The sequence below is a fragment of the Virgibacillus phasianinus genome, assembly GCF_002216775.1.
Taxonomy (GTDB): domain Bacteria; phylum Bacillota; class Bacilli; order Bacillales; family Amphibacillaceae; genus Virgibacillus_F; species Virgibacillus_F phasianinus.
The window spans coordinates 1,769,607-1,787,320 of sequence record NZ_CP022315.1 but is presented as its reverse complement, the minus strand read 5'-3'; the positions used below and the strand labels follow the sequence as shown (position 1 = coordinate 1,787,320).

Annotated in this window: 20 protein-coding genes; 5 read left to right on the top strand and 15 right to left on the bottom strand. The window is 42.5% G+C overall.

Going from position 1 to position 17,714, the window contains the following annotated elements; translation table 11 throughout:
• Positions 1–155: 155 nt before the first annotated feature.
• Together CFK37_RS08840 and CFK37_RS08835 are read right to left on the bottom strand one after the other, a co-directional pair.
• On the bottom strand, positions 156–1,808 hold the full coding sequence (locus CFK37_RS08840; protein WP_089061520.1) for an amidohydrolase: 1,653 nt from the start codon (positions 1,806–1,808) through the stop codon (positions 156–158).
• 823 nt (positions 1,809–2,631) lie between these two features.
• Complete coding sequence (locus CFK37_RS08835) at positions 2,632–3,645, bottom strand: lactonase family protein (protein ID WP_089061519.1); 1,014 nt, start codon at positions 3,643–3,645, stop codon at positions 2,632–2,634.
• A gap of 205 nt (positions 3,646–3,850) precedes the next feature.
• On the opposite strand from CFK37_RS08835, the gene CFK37_RS08830 reads away from it, so the two are divergent.
• Complete coding sequence (locus CFK37_RS08830) at positions 3,851–4,240, top strand: MarR family winged helix-turn-helix transcriptional regulator (RefSeq protein ID WP_245837339.1); 390 nt, start codon at positions 3,851–3,853, stop codon at positions 4,238–4,240.
• A 12-nt stretch (positions 4,241–4,252) separates the two neighbouring features.
• A complete protein-coding gene (locus CFK37_RS08825) occupies positions 4,253–5,476 on the top strand; it encodes an MFS transporter (RefSeq protein WP_089061517.1) in 1,224 nt (407 codons plus the stop codon).
• Between the two features lie 325 nt (positions 5,477–5,801).
• On the opposite strand, the gene CFK37_RS08820 is transcribed toward CFK37_RS08825, so the two are convergent.
• The 7 genes from CFK37_RS08820 to CFK37_RS08785 form a co-directional block, all read right to left on the bottom strand.
• Positions 5,802–6,686 carry a nuclease-related domain-containing protein gene (locus CFK37_RS08820; RefSeq protein WP_157724820.1) on the bottom strand — a complete coding sequence of 295 codons (885 nt, stop codon included), beginning with the start codon at positions 6,684–6,686 and terminating at the stop codon, positions 5,802–5,804.
• 129 nt (positions 6,687–6,815) lie between these two features.
• A complete protein-coding gene (mazF, locus tag CFK37_RS08815; protein ID WP_089061515.1) occupies positions 6,816–7,148 on the bottom strand; it encodes an endoribonuclease MazF in 333 nt (110 codons plus the stop codon).
• Complete coding sequence (locus tag CFK37_RS08810) at positions 7,148–7,420, bottom strand: AbrB/MazE/SpoVT family DNA-binding domain-containing protein (protein WP_089061514.1); 273 nt, start codon at positions 7,418–7,420, stop codon at positions 7,148–7,150. Before CFK37_RS08810 ends, mazF begins: the two co-directional genes overlap by 1 nt.
• A gap of 223 nt (positions 7,421–7,643) precedes the next feature.
• Positions 7,644–7,784 (bottom strand): YvrJ family protein, encoded by a 141-nt coding sequence (locus CFK37_RS08805; RefSeq protein ID WP_089061513.1) that lies wholly within the window; start codon positions 7,782–7,784, stop codon positions 7,644–7,646.
• Positions 7,785–8,108: 324 nt separating this feature from the next.
• Positions 8,109–8,324, bottom strand: coding sequence for a DUF2922 domain-containing protein (locus tag CFK37_RS08795; protein WP_089061511.1), 216 nt, complete (start codon positions 8,322–8,324; stop codon positions 8,109–8,111).
• A 37-nt stretch (positions 8,325–8,361) separates the two neighbouring features.
• Positions 8,362–8,592: a DUF1659 domain-containing protein gene (locus tag CFK37_RS08790; RefSeq protein WP_089061510.1), complete on the bottom strand. Its 231-nt coding sequence runs from the start codon at positions 8,590–8,592 to the stop codon at positions 8,362–8,364.
• A 176-nt stretch (positions 8,593–8,768) separates the two neighbouring features.
• Entirely contained in the window at positions 8,769–9,227 is a 459-nt protein-coding gene (locus CFK37_RS08785; RefSeq protein ID WP_089061509.1) for an SRPBCC family protein, read from the bottom strand.
• A 129-nt stretch (positions 9,228–9,356) separates the two neighbouring features.
• Here CFK37_RS08785 and CFK37_RS08780 point away from each other — a divergent pair, with 129 nt between their 5' ends.
• Positions 9,357–9,854 (top strand): DUF1722 domain-containing protein, encoded by a 498-nt coding sequence (locus tag CFK37_RS08780; RefSeq protein WP_089061508.1) that lies wholly within the window; start codon positions 9,357–9,359, stop codon positions 9,852–9,854.
• Between the two features lie 32 nt (positions 9,855–9,886).
• Here the strand turns inward: CFK37_RS08780 and CFK37_RS08775 are convergent, their stop codons facing one another.
• The 3 genes from CFK37_RS08775 to CFK37_RS08765 form a co-directional block, all read right to left on the bottom strand.
• Positions 9,887–10,252 carry a TIGR02328 family protein gene (locus tag CFK37_RS08775; RefSeq protein WP_089061507.1) on the bottom strand — a complete coding sequence of 122 codons (366 nt, stop codon included), beginning with the start codon at positions 10,250–10,252 and terminating at the stop codon, positions 9,887–9,889.
• 345 nt (positions 10,253–10,597) lie between these two features.
• Entirely contained in the window at positions 10,598–10,894 is a 297-nt protein-coding gene (locus CFK37_RS08770; RefSeq protein WP_089061506.1) for a transporter suffix domain-containing protein, read from the bottom strand.
• A 320-nt stretch (positions 10,895–11,214) separates the two neighbouring features.
• Positions 11,215–11,748, bottom strand: coding sequence for a CueP family metal-binding protein (locus tag CFK37_RS08765; RefSeq protein ID WP_089061505.1), 534 nt, complete (start codon positions 11,746–11,748; stop codon positions 11,215–11,217).
• A 291-nt stretch (positions 11,749–12,039) separates the two neighbouring features.
• On the opposite strand from CFK37_RS08765, the gene CFK37_RS08760 reads away from it, so the two are divergent.
• Together CFK37_RS08760 and CFK37_RS20265 are read left to right on the top strand one after the other, a co-directional pair.
• Complete coding sequence (locus CFK37_RS08760) at positions 12,040–13,413, top strand: FAD-binding oxidoreductase (RefSeq protein WP_245837338.1); 1,374 nt, start codon at positions 12,040–12,042, stop codon at positions 13,411–13,413.
• A 383-nt stretch (positions 13,414–13,796) separates the two neighbouring features.
• Positions 13,797–14,480 (top strand): hypothetical protein, encoded by a 684-nt coding sequence (locus tag CFK37_RS20265; protein WP_216639618.1) that lies wholly within the window; start codon positions 13,797–13,799, stop codon positions 14,478–14,480.
• Between the two features lie 936 nt (positions 14,481–15,416).
• Here the strand turns inward: CFK37_RS20265 and CFK37_RS08745 are convergent.
• From CFK37_RS08745 to CFK37_RS08735, 3 genes are all read right to left on the bottom strand, one after another.
• Entirely contained in the window at positions 15,417–15,845 is a 429-nt protein-coding gene (locus tag CFK37_RS08745; protein ID WP_089061502.1) for a YybH family protein, read from the bottom strand.
• Between the two features lie 40 nt (positions 15,846–15,885).
• Entirely contained in the window at positions 15,886–16,758 is an 873-nt protein-coding gene (locus CFK37_RS08740; RefSeq protein ID WP_089061501.1) for an aminoglycoside phosphotransferase family protein, read from the bottom strand.
• Positions 16,759–17,064: 306 nt separating this feature from the next.
• Entirely contained in the window at positions 17,065–17,652 is a 588-nt protein-coding gene (locus CFK37_RS08735; protein ID WP_089061500.1) for a DUF1062 domain-containing protein, read from the bottom strand.
• Positions 17,653–17,714: the final 62 nt, after the last annotated feature.

Sequence of the window (17,714 nt, the reverse complement as noted above, 5' to 3'; positions counted from 1 at the left end):
GATATCTTTATAGTTGAGATAAACCGCGACCTACCAGCAACGTGATTTCCACTGCGGGCAGTCGTTTTCCACGGCCTCCTTGCCCGCGGAAAACAACCTAGCACATTACATCGCAGTCTATAGACTTTGTGTTGAAAACAACATCCCTCTAGAAATCAGCCTTTCTGATAAACCGTCTCTCCATCAATGATGGTTGCCTGCACCGATATATCTTTAATTCTACTCGGGTTAATCATTGTCGGATCTTCGTCAAGCACGGCAAAGTCAGCTCTTTTGCCAACCTCAATGCTGCCGGAATTTTCCTCATCGAAATTTAATGCCGCTCCATAAATTGTCATTGACTTCAATGCTGTCGTCACATCAATCCGTTGGTCAGCCCCAAGCACATTACCTTCACTTGTTACCCGATTGACCGCAGCCCATACGGAAAACAGGGGAGAAATTGGTGTCACCGGGCAGTCAGAATGCAGGGTGAATAATATATTATCTTTTACGGCATCAGCAAGCGGGCTGATTCGCTCGGCGCGTTCAGTTCCAAGGAACAATTCCCTGTGACGCTCGCCCCAATAATACACATGGTTGATAAAAAATGACCCAGCCACATCAAGCTCCGCCATTCGCTTGATATCTTCCGGAGTAGCAGTTTGCACATGTTCAATCCGGTGCCTGTGCTCAGCGCGTGGCTCCGCTTCGAGTGCATGGGCATACCCTTCAATAATGGAACCGATAGCGCGATCACCATTACCATGTATCGCGATTCGGAATCCGCGCTTATGCAAATCGATAATTTCCTCATTAAAATCCTGCTGGTCATGGAATAAATTCCCTGTAACCGCTGCATCATTGTGATAAGGCTCTCGTAACGCCGCAGTCAGCGCTTGGATGGAGCCATCCTGAAACATCTTAGCACCGTCCAGCCGGACCCGGCCATCTGACTGTTCGCGCAGTTCCTGATCCAGTTTATCTTTTGTATAATCCCCAAATCGTTCGTTTTCCTGTAAAAAGTTGTGCATCATCATCAGTTGCGTGCGCATGGGGTTCACACCCTGTTTGGCCGCTTCCATGTGGACACGCATTTCCCTGTCAGGTTTTCCTAACATCCCAACTGCTGCGTCGGTATTCATCGTGATGCCTTGGGCCAAGTATTCCTGCGCCGCTCTCCCCAGCTGTTCAACCATGTCTTCCTCCGATTGCTTGGGTAAAACCTGCGCGACCGGTGCCATCGCCATTTTTTCATACAATACACCGTTCAGCCGGCCGTCATCATCTCGGCCAAACTGTCCCTGCTGCACATCGGAAACACCTTCATCGATTCCCGCTAACTCCAGCGCGGCGGAATTGGCAACCGCCAGGTGGCCAGAAACGTGCGTAACAAATACCGGATGGTCCGGCGCAGCCTTGTCCAATTCTTTGCGTGTCAGGTGACGCTTTTCCGCGAGCAGCGTATCGTCATACCCGTATCCTTTCACCCATTCACCGGCAGGGGTTTTTTCCGCTTTCGCATGAATAGCCTGTAGGACATCATCAATTTGCTTGTTTGGCGGGGTTCCGCAATAAACGAAGTCCATGATTTGCGCGTACCCCAAAATATGGTTGTGGGTATCGATAAAGCCAGGGATTAATGTTTCCCCTTTTAGATCGACAACCTTAGTCTGCACCGTGACCTGGACCTCACCCTCTGGTGGATTTGCCTGGCTCCATACGCCAGCGATTTGACCATCCTTGACAGCAACCGATCCGGCCCTCGTGTTTTGTGCATCTAGCGTTAATACAATTCCATTTTTAATTAGTAAATCTGCGGTTATCATTATACAAGCCTCCTGTAAAATAGATCGGCAAGGTTTTCGTACCCATGTCGTTTAACCGTAAACTATTCGTCTTTTTAATAAGTGACATGGGGGTAAATAAAAACACTTGTATCTATTTCACCAGTGGGACTTTTTCAAACTGCTTATTTAAGCCTATTTTTTGGTTACAACTCGTCTAGGTGTTAAGTTTTTTCAGAAAGGGGATGGTAAGGGCGGTTTACGCGATTTTCAATTTGGCTGTTATATTTCAAGTTTGGCTGATATATTTTGAATTCGGCCGATATATTCCAAGTTCGGCTGTTATATTTTGAATTCAGCCGATATATTTCAAGTTTGGCTGTTAACTCTGGAATTCAGCCGATATATTCCAAGTTCGGCTGTTATATTCCGAATTTGGCCGATAAAATTCAAGTTTGGCCGTTACTCCTACTCCCCCCTTGCAGCTTAATCGTCCAGTTCACTTTTATTAATCAGCCCCATGACAACAGCAAGAAATAACCAGCCACACTGGAATAAACAGCAAGGCTACTGAAAAAGTGGTGGATATTAGCAATTTAACTTTTTACCTTTACCTAGCATCTTGAATTATACCGAGACTCCTGCGGGAAGTGAGAGATCGACGAGACCCCGCAGGACGGCAGTTAATGAGGCCCGACTAAAACCGCCCTTTGCGGGCAACGTCGGCTACCCCTTGCCGGGGCAAGGAGGCTCGTCACTCGCCCGCGGAAAGCGAGGTATATTCAAGATGCGATGATAGATCCACATATTTGTGTATTAACTATACCTTTTTCAGTGCCCTCATAAACAGCCGGTTGGGGGAATTTTATCTAACCTGCAAACAAACCGGAGACTTTATAGTATAAACATGACCTGTTGCTCTTGGAATTCCGTCATCCTCTATTTTCATAACTACGATGAAATCCGTACGTTCGTTTGCTGCAAGGATATAATTTCCATTCGGGATAATTGCGAAGTTGCGTGGCCATTCGCCCTTTGTTGATGAATAATCCAGTGGACTAAGTGTTCCATCCTGCCTTATCTTGTATGACGCTACACTGTGGTGCCCGCGATTTGATGCATATAAATAGGAACCGGACGGGGCTATATGTATGTCGGCACAGAAGTTGTCCCCGGTGAAATGTTCTGGAATTGTTTTCACTTGCTGTTCGAGCGTTAGCGAATTACTTTTTTCATGACAAGAATAAACGGATATCCGAGAATTAAATTCGTTGACTACGTAGACCATTTGGTTGGTCGTCGCAATATGTCTGGGGCCAGACCCCGCAATCGCGGAAATTTCATTTACTAAAATCAGTTTGCCTGACTTAGCGTTGAATTCATACAGATATAAGCAATCCAAACCTAAATCAGTAACCAGATACTTCTCTGTACCCGGGATATTGATAATGGTATGGGGATGAGAAACCTGTGCTCCTTCAGCATAATTTTTCAAATCGCAAATTGGTTCAATTGCCCCATCATCTTTCAAGGGATGAACCGCGGCATTTCCACCGCCATAGTTTGTCGTAAATAACCACTGCTCATTTGGAGCAAGGCTAATGTAACATGGGGAACTTCCACCTGTGGGCTGGCGGTTCAGTTCCGTTAATACTTTATTCGGATAGTCAATTTCAAAACTTGCAACTTCCCCGTTCTCTATTTCACTCGCAGCGTACAATCGATTCCCAGTCTGATTGACGGTTAGAAATGATGGATTTTCAATGCCGGATACGCCGCCCACTTTCTTCAGCGTCCCTATTTCCGAATCAAATAAAACCCATTCAATTGCATTTCCATACGTACCAACAAATATATCGTAATAACGCTGTTCTACCATGGCTCAGGACTCCCTTCCGCATTTTCATTATAATCCTTAGATGCAAATTATCCAACCCAGGTTAAGAAAGCGCATCCAGCAAAAAAGTACTGGACATTCCCCTAAAATACTGATACTCTATTAAAGTTACCCAAGATAACTATTACCCACGCTAACTATTTAGGAGGTTTTTCCCATAAAGTCTACACAAAAGTTTTTTCATCAATTGATCTTGTTGTATCGCCCTTTTGAAAACCGGCTTAACGAGCAGCTGAACAAGCATCAATTGCACCGGGCGCAATGGACCATTTTGTACTACTTATACAATGAGGGATCGGCGACGCAGGTCGAGATTTCCCATTATCAAGGTGTGGAGAAACCCACCATCACAAGGACGGTCGGCCGCTTGGAAGAATTGGGCTATGTCGAACCTATTCGGGGCAAAGACAAGCGCGAAAAACGAATACAGCTGACAGAGGCTGGCAGCACCGTTTATGAAAATGTGCGTGTCACCATCGATCAATATGAACAAGCGATTTTAAGTGGTATTTCCGAGGAAGAACAATTGGAGACCATTCGGATAATGGAAGAAATTAGAGATAATATTATGAAGTAAGGAGTCATTGCAGTGAATCAATCAAAATCTAAACTATGGACAAAGGACTTTATCATCGTATCAGCGGCCAACTTTTTCTTATACCTGGTCTTTTATTTATTGCTGGTAACCATGGCTGTTTACGCCGTCGATGAATTTGCTGTTTCCGAGAGCGAAGCCGGTCTTGTCACTGGTATTTTTATTATCGGGACGTTAATCGGACGGCTATTCATTGGACGCATGATCACGTCGGTTGGTAATAAAAAAATGTTATATTTCGGACTCATCTTTTTTATTCTGACCTCGTTATTATATTTTGTAAATGCCGGAATCACCTTTCTGCTTATTACCCGTTTGTTGCACGGAATCGCATTAGGCATGGCAAGTACAGCAACCGGAACCATTATTGCTGAAGTCATACCTAAGGATCGAAAAGGGGAAGGAATTGGCTTTTACAGCATGAGCATCACACTGGCGACCGCAATCGGCCCTTTCATTGGGTTGTATATGAGCCAGCACACCGGTTATCAGACAATCTTCGGCTTTTGTCTTGCACTGGGAATCATCAGTTTCATTATTTCCCTTTTTGCAAGAATACCGGTTATGGAAAAGCCAGTGGAAAGCAGCGGGGCAAAAAAGGTAAAGCTTTCCGACTTTGTCGAACCGAAAGCATTGCCAATTGCCCTCGTTGTGCTGATCATATCGCTCGGTTACTCCAGCGTGCTTTCATTTATTAATTTCTATGCCATTGAAATTGATTTAGTGGAAGTGGCAAGCCTATTTTTCGTTGTCTATGCTGTGGCAATATTAGTATCACGCCCATTCACAGGTCGCTTGATGGACTTGAAGGGTGCAAACTCGGTCATGTATCCAGCATTCGTTCTATTTGCAGCAGGGTTACTACTTTTAAGTACAGCAGAATCCAGCCTGCCGCTACTGTTGGCCGGTGTTCTGATTGGCTTCGGATTCGGTAACATGCAATCAACTACCCAAGCCATCGCAGTTAAGGTAACACCGCCCCGCCGAATTGGCCTTGCAACGTCAACGTACTATATCGCGCTCGATGCCGGTCTCGGATTCGGACCGTACGTGCTCGGATTCATCATCCCATTAACCGGATATCGCAATTTATATATCATGATGGGCGTACTGGTCTTAATAACCACGGTAATCTACTACTTCATGCATGGGAAAAAGGAAGGCTCGGTTTGGGAGGTTAATCCTAACTCTATGGCATCGAAAACGAAAGCGAATTAAGCAGTGGAAATACCCTAAGTGAGCGTTATCACTTGGGGTATTTATTTAACGAAGGGCCGGTTGGTAAGAGACGGGTAACTCGGGCGAGGATTGGATAAACTCGGGAGACAGCCTGCTTAAGTCGGGCGTGATCCGCTTCAACTCGTGCTTGAATAGACCAAACTCGGGAGTGACGAAATTCTCTCCCGAGTTGATAGTGCTGCGGCCCGAGTTGGGCTTGCTGCCGCCCGAGTTCGCGGGGGTCCCTCCTGAGTTTGTAAGGTGTTCTCCCGAGTTTGACCACTGTTTAATAAAGAGCCGGTTGAAAAGGACGCGTTCCCAATCGCTAGACAGTGATTTTACCAACCGGCACTTTATTCACCTGCTTTACATGCCATCTCCTATGGATCGGATCATAATAAAGTCCGTGCTCCTTCAGTAGTTTGGTTGCAACATTTTTGGAGGTGATGCCCAGAAAGCGCATGCATTCGGAATTACTGATCCATGGCTTTTTTACCAGGAAGTAGTCTGTCAGCGCTTGTATATGCGCAGTTTTGGAGACGGTTTGGCATTTTTCACAGATCCAGCTGTTGTACTGTCGCCGCATTCCCAGCCTTCCGCAACCAGTGCACTGCACCCCGCCTAGCAAGTCTTTGGGATCGATCGCGTATTTTTGCTGATAATCGAAATGATAGGTTTCACATTCTTGTACAATCATTGCGCCAATCTTTTGATGAAGATGACCATGAGGCTTGTTTAGTGCATGATTCACTTTGATGACGTGCTGCGGCATGTACTCTCCGTGCATGATTTCGCTGGATATATCGTGGGTTTCCGGGATTACTTTTATTATGGTGGCTGGATCACTAATGACAAAAAGCGGGATGATGGGGATATCATCTATGTTGTGTTCTGCGAGCCAGTTTGTTAGGAGCAGCTTGTTTGTCATGGCTTGAATGATGGGGTTGCGGAAGCCGGTGACCACTCCCTTATATTCGCGGGTGAATTGGTTTAGTTTGTAGTCAAGGGTGATGGTTCCTTTGTAGTTTTTGATTTCAACGACGAACATGCAGTGCGGTCCGATGATTAGGGTATCAATCTGGAAGGTGGAATCTAAGTAGACGTCGTGGAGTAGCGTGAAGTTATTTTTCAAAAGCGCGCCGGTGAAACGATCTACGTTTTTCTCGCCGTCATAGCCTTGTTGACGATGTGCCAAATCCTGCTCCAGCATTCGCCGCCTCTTATAGGCTGGAGGCAATCTGCGTAATAGTGCTTCCAGTGTGGTAATTTCATTCGGGATTGGTCGGGGTTTCATGATCATAGTGGTTTGCTCCTTTATTTGGGGGTTTGTTATGAAAGATTATAATGGCAGAAAAGCGTGTATCTTTTTGATGCATTTCTCTACAACTTCCGCTGATGCATGTCCTCTTATCTTTAGTCCTCTAGATTTCCAGTCCAAACTTCTAATTTGATCCGTTAATATAACCCCTCCAATATCTAAACCATCTGGCAATTCAACTTCGAATGGATAACCTTTAGCCTGTCTTGTTATTGGGCAGATTATGGCAAACTTTGTGGCTTGGTTAAATATTTGTGGAGATAAAACAATTGCGGGCCGGTGACCTGCTTGTTCATGCCCAGATTGTGGATTAAAGTTAAGAAATACTAGGTCACCTTTGTCAGGAACTTCCATTATAATAATTCATTCCCTTCCGATTTACCAAAATCAATTTCTTCATGACGGTTGTCTTCTGTTATTTGATCCAACAATTCCTCTAATGTAGGATCTTCAACAACAGGCTTTAATATAATCCCTTTTTCATCTACACTTAACTCGAGTTCTGAACCATTTTCAATGTCAAATCTCTCAGCTACCCTTTGTGGAATGCGAACACCAAGACTATTACCCCATTTTTGGACCTTGGTTGTCATGGAAAACACTCCTTTTCTCTTATTTGTTTTCATTTTATCACTTCCATTTTCATTTGTATATACTTAGTATATACATGCATTAATAAAATGATACAAAATTTATTTTAGAAGCAGGAATAAAAATCAATATGACTCTCAACAACTTTATTAAAGGGGGGCCGGTTTTATTTACGCTAAGTATTATGCGGAATACATAGACCATGATCCCTGCCACATCAACCAAAATAAAACTCCAGCCGCAGCTGAAGTTTCATCATCACGAGCCACCCATTTTATCGGGTAAGGTGAGGATTGATTCGATTAGGTCATTGAGCTTTCCTTCAATGCGGTGTAATAGATAAAATGTCACTACAATCGGGAAGCCAACGTCGGTCACGAATGACATCCAGGTCTCCACATGATTTCCTCCTCTCTATTTCAATTAATTTTTATAAAATGCCAGTTGGGAAAAGCAATCCCGGCTAGGTCAGAGCGAAGCCAGGACGAAACTTCCCTAACTCGGGAGAGACCCGTGCAAACTCGGGCTGGGGCCAATGAAACTCGGGACAGAATGGGATCCACTCGGGCGACAGCCTTTCGAGCTCAGGAGAGAGCTATCTAAACTCGGGCGACAGCCGTTTGAACCCGGGACAGAACCACCAAAACTCGGGAGAGCATATGACCAGCACCTATTTAAGAAGGACCAGCGCCAGAATATTATTCATGTCGCTGGTCCCTTTCATTAAGCTAATTCGATGTCTGATACGTTACGTTCCACAATCCGTGCGCTTTGTTTGGCTACAAGATTGCCGCCGGATGAGGTGAATACGTTTTGTGCGATAATCTCATCCATTGCGTTGTTCACTGCAACGAGGTCTACTGGCTCAACTGGTTTATCCAGTGTGTATGTTACTACTTTGCCTTCCTCGTTTTCAAATTTCAATTCCAGCTTTTTCATCTGAATTCCTCCTTTCTACTAAATTGAATGTGGCCGATTAAGCTTCATCACGTAACTCCGAATTGTCATTGCGTTCAATTTTGAAAAGTGAACGCTGCTGCAATGGCGCAAGGGAAACTGCGACTGCAAATAACTGTTCGGTAGTTGCTGCGATCTTTGTGTTGCTGAAGCTTTTTGTTTTATAAATCTCCTTTCCACTGATTGGATCAATCCCATCACTGAAAACCATGCGAAGTGTCGAGCTGGTTTGTTTTGCTGTAACTGCCATGTTGCTCACCTCCTTTCACCTCTATAATCGAAGGAAGGTGTGAAAAGGTGTCGGTTTAGGGAAAATAAAAAATGCCACCAATTTATGTTTGGTGGCGATGGAGCTATAAGGAAGGAATAGGAACGCTTTTTTAATTGCAAATACCCTACCCCTTATTTGAATTCTCTCCCTCTTAATTACTCATTGAATAATTGCTTTAATTTATCTTCACGATACTGAAAAATATCTTTCAACTTTTTTTCAATGTTCCATTTATGCACTGTTCTTCCAATAACTGAAAACGGCAATACATAGTGAACAATATCCTTCATCTCTGTTCCGTGTTTATTCTCTTTGAAATGATGTTGATGATGCCAAAATCGATACGGTCCAAACCGCTGTTCATCCACAAAATAATTTGGAGCTGCAACATGGGTAATTTCCGTCACCCAATTCAATTTCACTCCCAATAATGGTTGCAGGTGGTACTTGATAATCATACCTGGATACATTTGTTGAGGGGGTACATCTTTCACTTCAAAGCGCATCCATGGAGGGGTAATGTCCGAAAGCTGACTTGGATCTGAAAAAAATTCCCATGCTCCTTCCAAAGACAACGGTAGCTGTAGCGTTGTTTCAAACGAATAGATTTTCAATACTTATCTTCCCTTCCATTAACTGAACAATTTGGTAGTTAAATTCCCTAAAGCAAGTTAGTTAAACGTTTGAAATCAGCTGATTTGTGGTAATATTATTAAACTCGGATAGGAACGGTGGCAATAATTATGAATAATACCCAATCAATTAGTACACTAAAGCATGTTAAAAAAGGAGCAGAATCCGTGTGGGCCGCTAATAAATATTTGGTAATGGCTTGTGGGCAAAACAGGTATCGGGAAATTAGAAAATCTTTTCGTGATACCACAGATTTCCGTACGTCCTTTACTTTATTAGCACAAGTTGAAAAAGAGTTTCATTCCATTTCAAGCAAGGAACTACCTGAACTCTCCAATGCGTTATACCATATACTTGGCTACTTCAAAAACGTATTATCTGCAAAAGACCGCAACTATTTAAATAATCTAATCGCTGATAATTCAGAACAGGCATTAGCCAAACTAGAAGAACATGCTCAGTATCAGCACATCGATTATCTCATGAGTTGCAGGCTCTGGAACCGTAAATCTGCTTTTAATGACATTCCTATTACATTGCATGTTGAGGGAGAAACTCATCCTTCCTACACATTGCTTTGGGAAGAAAACCAACTTAAACAAAAATAAAAACCAGCCCTTATTTTCTAAAGCAGCTGATTTTATATATCAATTCCTTTTTTATGTAGGTTATCTATGCATTCCTGTAAATAGTTATCATCGTGTTCAGGGTAACGGGCTTCTACGTTCGTATCACCCAAGCTTCCATTACTGTGTGAATCACTAATCTTTCCTCGATAGGTTGGATCTTCCCATGCTGGATCATTACGATATCCTCTTTTTTTCATTTCATCCATAACCTTCTGGTGATAGAGGAAGAGTTTATATGGGGAATAATTAAAAACATAATTGACCGTTGCATGCCTCTTTCCCCACCCGTTCCCACGCAATGCACAGCATTCACGATGTTGTCCGAGAAGCTGCTGTCGAGGTAACCTTGAGAGAAGGTCTTCGTGCCATAAGCGCATGTTACTTTTCCTCCTTTGTCTTAATACTTTGCCATAACAACTCAATTATTTCTTCGGCAACTTTTTCTATGGGAGAAAAAAATTGCTCTTTCCCGGAATTGTCATAACCAACCTTCATTAACGATAAATAAACGTGAGCTGCAAACTTGGGATCAATTTTACGTATCTATCCCCGCTTTATCGTGCTTGCTAACCCTTCACGGTTCTCTCTCCTTGAAAATTTATTTGTGTAAATTCTAATTTTAGAGTGTACTGCTCAGTTTTTTGATTTCATAAGCACACTGATTTCCCTTTGAATGTCCGGGCGAAGCCTTTTGTGTATTCGTAATTTGCTCTGCTATATTCTTATTCTTCATGCTTTTTTCTTTCACCTTTTTTCCACCAATTTTTGGGATTTAAATAACGTTTATAGTTTGATACTACTTCTTTGCCAACGAGTAAAGCACCTACCCAAAATAAGATTTCCCCTATTATGAGACCACCTGTTATAATACTTGCCTTTACCGTAATCGAAAATGGTATTAGTGTTGTGACAGCAGCAGTCAGCCAACATAAAACAGCAACAATTAAAAGCGCTATTCCAAACTTATAGGATTTTAATTTTTTTTGCTTCTTTTTTATTGAAACCTTTCCTTTTCTCATTTTACAACCCCTAATTTAGTTAACTTAACTAAACCCTTATTGCTTACTAAACAATATTTATTTCACAAAATATCCTATTCTGAAGGACACATTATCCGGTTAGTGCGCTTTTTCTGGATGACTAAGATAATCATTACAGTCAACAGTGTCTTTGCCTGTAGATAACACCTAATTAAAGATTTACGTACACAATACAAAAAGAAACTAGTAAGGTGATATGCTAGTCCTCTCTTTCCTACAGGCAGCATTTCTAAATTCAATTTATTCCACATTTGCGCACCGATCGCAAAAAAGCTATGACACCAATTTCACCGTTAATTCTAGGATAACTGCATATTCGTTAAACAAGTTGGATCATCATTAAATGTGGAAAATTGCGACTCGACTCTTTTCCCATTATGTGTAATGATTATGCTGTAATTTTCATTTCTCGGTACCCACAAATCAATAAATCCATTTTCCTGTGACTTCATTTTTTTATTTACAACAGTATTGCCATTGCTATCCTTTATGTGCACCTTGAATTCTTTCACTGCCATTTCGCCCTGACAGCCGGTTAAGCTATGATACGTGCAGGGATGTGTTTGGTTTACATATGGTGCGATGGAGACAAAGAACTTTTCACCCGTTAATTTATATACCTTTTCATTCTCGTTTGCATCAACAACAGTAAGCTCCTGCGGTGTAATAGAAGCAGATTTAGCTTCCAGTTTACCGGTACTGTATCCGTGAACCAGTTTTTTAATATTTTCTGCATGTTCTGTTTCTGATGTATTGCCTTTATCTGCGCTATTGCTACAAGCTACTAAGACTAACGATAAAAAGAACAATACAAAAATTACCTTTAATTTCATTCTTATCCCTCCACATGATAATTCAGTTTCTATTACCCATTTATGATACGTTACCTTTGCTTAGCACTATTCATTCCAGACTTATGTCCTCCTCTATCTTATCACCACTCCAAGGTATTATTCTACAATCTTGGCATCCAGTTTTTTGCTAGATAACTGTACGACTGCTACCGAGCTTAATTGATTGTTAAATGATCTAAAAGTAACTTAACCCATTATATCCGCCGTTCCCCGCCTTTACCAGGCCTATATACTACTGTAGATAGGCAAATGAGAGAGGTGGGATCGATAGTGACTGAATTAACTGGACGGATTATACGACGTGGTGACCCGGGCTATCCGGAGGCCCGTAAAAATTTCAATCTATATTATTCAAAGTTCCCTGAAGCAATTGTATTTTGTGAGGAAGAAAAGGATGTTTTGAATGCATTAAAATATGTACGGGAAAGCAAAGTTCCTTTTCGTGTGAGGAGTGGGAGGCATAGTTATCAAAATTTCTCATTACTAGATAATGGGATTGTCATTGATATCAGCGAACTGAACGCTATAAAAGTTGATACGTCAAAGGATATTGCGGTCATTAAAGCAGGTTGTGAACTCGGAAATGTCTATCAAACATTATGGCAGCACGGACGTACACTCCCTAGTGGCATTCACTCAAGTGCAGGTAGTACAATCCCCGCTGGAACCCAGTCTAGTGTTGGGATCGCTGGTCTGACATTAGGCGGAGGAATCGGTTACTTATCTCGGGTATTTGGATTAACTTGTGACAACCTCCTAAATGTTCGAATTGCCGTGCCAAAAGGAAAGGACGATGTGAAAGTTTTAGAAGCAAATAGTAGGAAGAATAGCGAACTATTTTGGGCATGTTGCGGTGGCGGCGGTGGGAATTTCGGAATCGTCACCGAGTTCACATTCCGTATCCATCCAATTAAAAACGTATCAATCTTCCAAGCGGAGTGGGATTTTGACCAATTGGAAACAGCATTTGATAGCTGGCAGCATTGGGCACCTTTCGCGGATCGAAGGTTAACCTCATCCATTGAACTCAAGGCCAAAAGCGAAAACACAATCCAGGCGCTTGGACAATTTCTCGGTTCAAAGGATGAATTAAAAAAATTGATTCGGCCACTCGTGAAAAACACTTCTCCAAGAAAGGTTCAGGTGACAACAATACCCTTCAATCAAGCTGTTAACTTTTTCAACAATCCAGCAGGAAATATCCCCTCTTATTTCAAACGGTCAGGTGCATACATTTACAAACCACTTCCCAATGAAGGGATCAAAATTATGAAAAGATTCCTTGAAAATGCACCAAATGAGAATGCAGCAATCTGGCAACAATCATTGGCAGGCGCTGTACAAGACAAAGCACCATCTGAAACAGCTTATTATCATAGGAATGCATTAATAGCTCAGGAATATAACACAAGATGGACGAAGGATGAAGTCGCAAGCAGGAATGTACAATGGGTTTATTCATTACGCAAACATTTGACACCGTACACACGAGGAAATTATGTCAATTGGCCAGATATCTTAATTCGGGATTGGCCGAGAACCTATTATGGCGACAACTTTGATCAATTACGAAAAGTCAAAACGAAAGTAGATCCTATGAATGTATTCCGATTTAAGCAAAGCATCCCACCTTTTTCGAACTAATAAGGATGGAAACAAAGGTCCACTTTCACTGAAGAAGAGGGCCTTATCCTAGCTGCCTCTGAATGAATACAATACCATGCAGAACATTTTAGATTACCATCATCAATATAGGCCCGTTAACAGCTTCCAGTGGCGCCCCTTTTTGCGCAATATACCAATAACATGGATACAAGCCTTTACCGGCGCCTTTTACCCCTCATAGTATATAAGAACAAACTATGAGGAAGGTGAAAGGCCTTATGACTTGGAAGAATGATAATCGTTTTTATACGAGGGGATCCCCTTGTAACTGTAAACATTGCAGGAATCATTGTAAGTATCACTACAACTGTCGTTATTGCAACAAACGTCTAAAGTATTGTAAGAAATGTATACATCGACATTTGAATAAGCGCTGTATTGTGAATTGCGGCAGATGCAGAGGAGCTACCGGGGCCACGGGGGCTACTGGGCCTGCTGGTGCTACAGGTGTTACTGGAGCAATCGGGCCAACCGGTTTGACGGGTGCTACGGGCGCCACGGGGGCTACCGGACCTGCTGGGGCTACAGGCGTTACTGGAGCAACCGGACCAACCGGTTTAACGGGGGCTACGGGCGCTACCGGCGCTACTGGGGCAACAGGAGCAACCGGTGCTATGGGACTATTAACTGAGTTTGATCAAAGTATAGATTCACCTACTTTCATTATGCTTACTCCATCACCAACACTTTTAACGACTGTCGTATTGGACATTGACGATATAACTGATCGTGTATGGTTAACCGGCACAGTTGAGTCTGTGGTGGGCACATTCGAACCAGTGCCTGCTTATGTACTATTAACCCTTGAAATATATAGAAACGATCCAACTTTTACAACGCCTATTTACAGAGCTAATGATGCAGTGGTTAATAGTGGGCATGTGAATTTGAATACCACTACCTTTTCTTTTGTAGATGTTACGCCTACTTCAGGAACAGATACCTACTATCTTACCGCAAGATTAACCGGTGGTGATCCACAAACAACTGGAGCCGAAATTACCCGGGTAAGTTTCACCGGGGCAGAAATTGAGGCAAATAGTTAGGATGTTTCTGTCGGAAGAAAATCGAAATTATAACGATTCGACGCATTAACTTGAGGCTGAGACAAAAGTGATTCAACATTGGGAAATCCGAACTATGATTCCAAATTTTTTAATTAGAATTTGGATTAGTTCGGATATTTTTCTTGGCTGTTTTTTAAACCTTATTGTGAATTGTCCATAAACTGCAACGTAACTAAAAATTATCACCCCGGCGGTCGCTGCGGAAAAACACTGCGCTTTCCGTGGGCAGCTAATGAGCCTCCTCGAGCTTACGCTCTCCGGGGTCTCATCGAGGCTTCTGCTCCCACAGGAGTCTCCGTGTTTTTCCTTCGCTAATGGTACTTAGCAACGGTATTATCTGGTCCATCCACTATTACGATGGTGTATTACGCTCCGGACCGTTGACTCCTGCGGGAACAGCACGAGTCTTAAGACCCCGCAGAGTGGGTGATGATGAGGGCCGACTAAAACCGCCCTTTGCGGGCAACGTCGGCATACCCCTTGCCGGAAGGGCACTGAAAAAGTGGTGGATATTAAAAATATAGATTTTCACCTTCACTTAGCATCTTGAATATACGGAGACTCCTGCGGGAAGTGAGAGATCGGCGAGACCCCGCAGGACGGCAGTCCGAGGAGACTCGACACTCGCCCGCGGAAAGCGCAGTATATTCAAGATGCGATGATAGATCCACTTATTTTGTACTATATTTACCTTTTTCAGCGGAAAACAACCCAGCGCATATGTCGCTATTTATATCAACTGCGAATTAGATCCGACTATTTAAAAATTAACGTTTTAAACTGGCTACCCTGTGATTGTTCGTCTTTGACTCAAATATTTTAGTTATGTCCCAGCCTCAAGTTTGTGGTAAAAAAAATCACATAGTCTGAAGCAGTTAAGATGATTTTTTAGAGAATAGATCGTTCGGGCTTAAGTTAAAAAATACCTTTCCCAGTTTCCATATTTATTGGCAATGACGAATGTTCATGTATGATGTTCCAGGAGTCGTTTTCTTTTTTCAAACCGAATGTAAATCGATTTCTCATCTGACGTAGTTTTTCTCCAGATTCGTTGTGAGCAGCGTACGTAACATTACAATGAACGAAAGCAAGATTGGCATTTTCTTCAATGACTAAATTGTCAAAGTCTGTCTTAAGTAAAACACCTTCTTCATTTAAACCATTAAACCATTCTTCCGCCATTTCTTTCCTTTGAGAAATACCTATATATTCCCAGTCCTGCCAACAATCATAAACATGGATATCAGAGGCACATGAAGACAAAAACCTCTCAACATCCTTCTCGTATACCGCGGATTTATAATTTTCCAGAACCTCCTGAACATTGTTAAAACCAATACCCATCAAGACATCTCCTTATTATCATTCTATTTAATAGGGTTTATCACAAATCTTCCAACACTAGATCGAGCCAGGATTTCGCCTCATGGTATAGAATCGGATTATTTTGCGGCGTGTAGTAAGCGAGGATTGCGACTGCCTGTGATACGACCCATCCACGTGCCCTTGCCCACGTAGCGTCATCCACCGGAAAAGCCTCACGGAACGCATCACGCGCCGCTGGCGAATGCAACTTCCATGCGACCATTACATCGCACGCGGGATCGCCAATGCCCATCTCACCCCAATCAATCACACCGCTTATGCGCTTATTTCGTACGAGCCAGTTGCGTACATCTAGATCGCCATGATGCCATACTGGGGGGCCGTTCCACGGAGGTGCAGCGAGAGCCGACTCCCACACAACAGAAACTGCAGGGTCACCATCAAATCGCGCCAGCCAGTATCGAAAGTCCTTATCACGTTGAGCCAAAGGGATGCCCCGTCCCAACGGCCCACCCGACGAATTGACTTGTTGCAGTGCTGCGATGAACGCGGCAAGATCACACGCTGCCTGAATCTCGTCAATCCCCTCTATAGGCATCGTATCGCCCTCAACCCAGGTATGAACCTCCCAAAACCATGGATATTCGTTGTTGGGATGCCCCTGAGCGATAGGCATAGGGATATCAAGCGAAACTGATGATGCAAGTCTTGGCAACCATGTGAATTCGCGGCTTCCTGGTGTTATCGGTCCACCCCTTCGTGCGAGCCGAACAGAATATTCGTCACCAAGTCGAAAGATGGCATTTACCGTTCCAATTGGTTCAACCCGCCGTAAGGGTAATTTTGCCCAGTGTGGGAACTGATCGACAAGCAAACTGCGCACAAGCTGCTCGTCAATTTCCAATTCGTCAACGTGCATCTTCTCACTCATCGTACGCTCGCCCCTCGTAAAATTCGCTCCCGCCGTGTGGACAACATGTATAAACTTTTTTCAATGGAAAACACTCCTATTATTAAATGTTTCTTTTACCTTTTGTCTTACTGACGTTGTTATGGAATGATTCATTTTCATTCCTCTAAGTAGTAAAATTTCTTCTTCTTTAAACATTCGACTTATACTTAAAGATTCCTTCTCTTCATTTCATATAATGGACCTAATATGAAAGATGAGCACATTTCATACGAAAAAGAAAATGAGCGCTTATCCTTGTTCCAGGATAGCGCCCGAATGATATTGTTAAGCATCAGCTTTGTACCAATCACCTGTGACTGTAATTTGTAAATCATCGATAACTTTGCTCTTCATCTTAATGTTTGGATTTAGTAAAATAGTTCCCTTCTGAGCCAATTTATTTACGTTTGACCTTGAAATGCCAAAAATTTCTGCTATTAGTTTATCTGTTCTAAGACCGAAATCATATTTATAGCAAAGTCTAATCGTAACCTCATTGGCTAATAAATCGAGCTTTTCTTTTCTTAGCTCGTATCGTATATCCGTATTTACATCATTACATCGTTTTCTTAATTTGTTGATTTGAAAAGCATACTTCCAGATTGTCTCTTTATCATTATTCATAAACTTTTGAATTAGCATCGGGTCAATTTTATTAATATTTACTCTCGATAAAATCGGGTAATTCCAAGTTCCCTCACAATGTATACAGTTATAAATAAGCCAACTATCAATTATTTTCTGATTCGCATTCACTCTGAATTTCTCGCTGCAATAAAACTCTGTGTTCATTTTACATTTACTGCAATTTCGTTTGATATAAGGTGTTTCCTGAGCAATGATCTCACACGTAAATAAATTATTTAAACTCATACACCAGTTCCTCCTATTTAATCAGAGGAACGCAAAAAACAGTTGAATGGAGAAAATTTCCC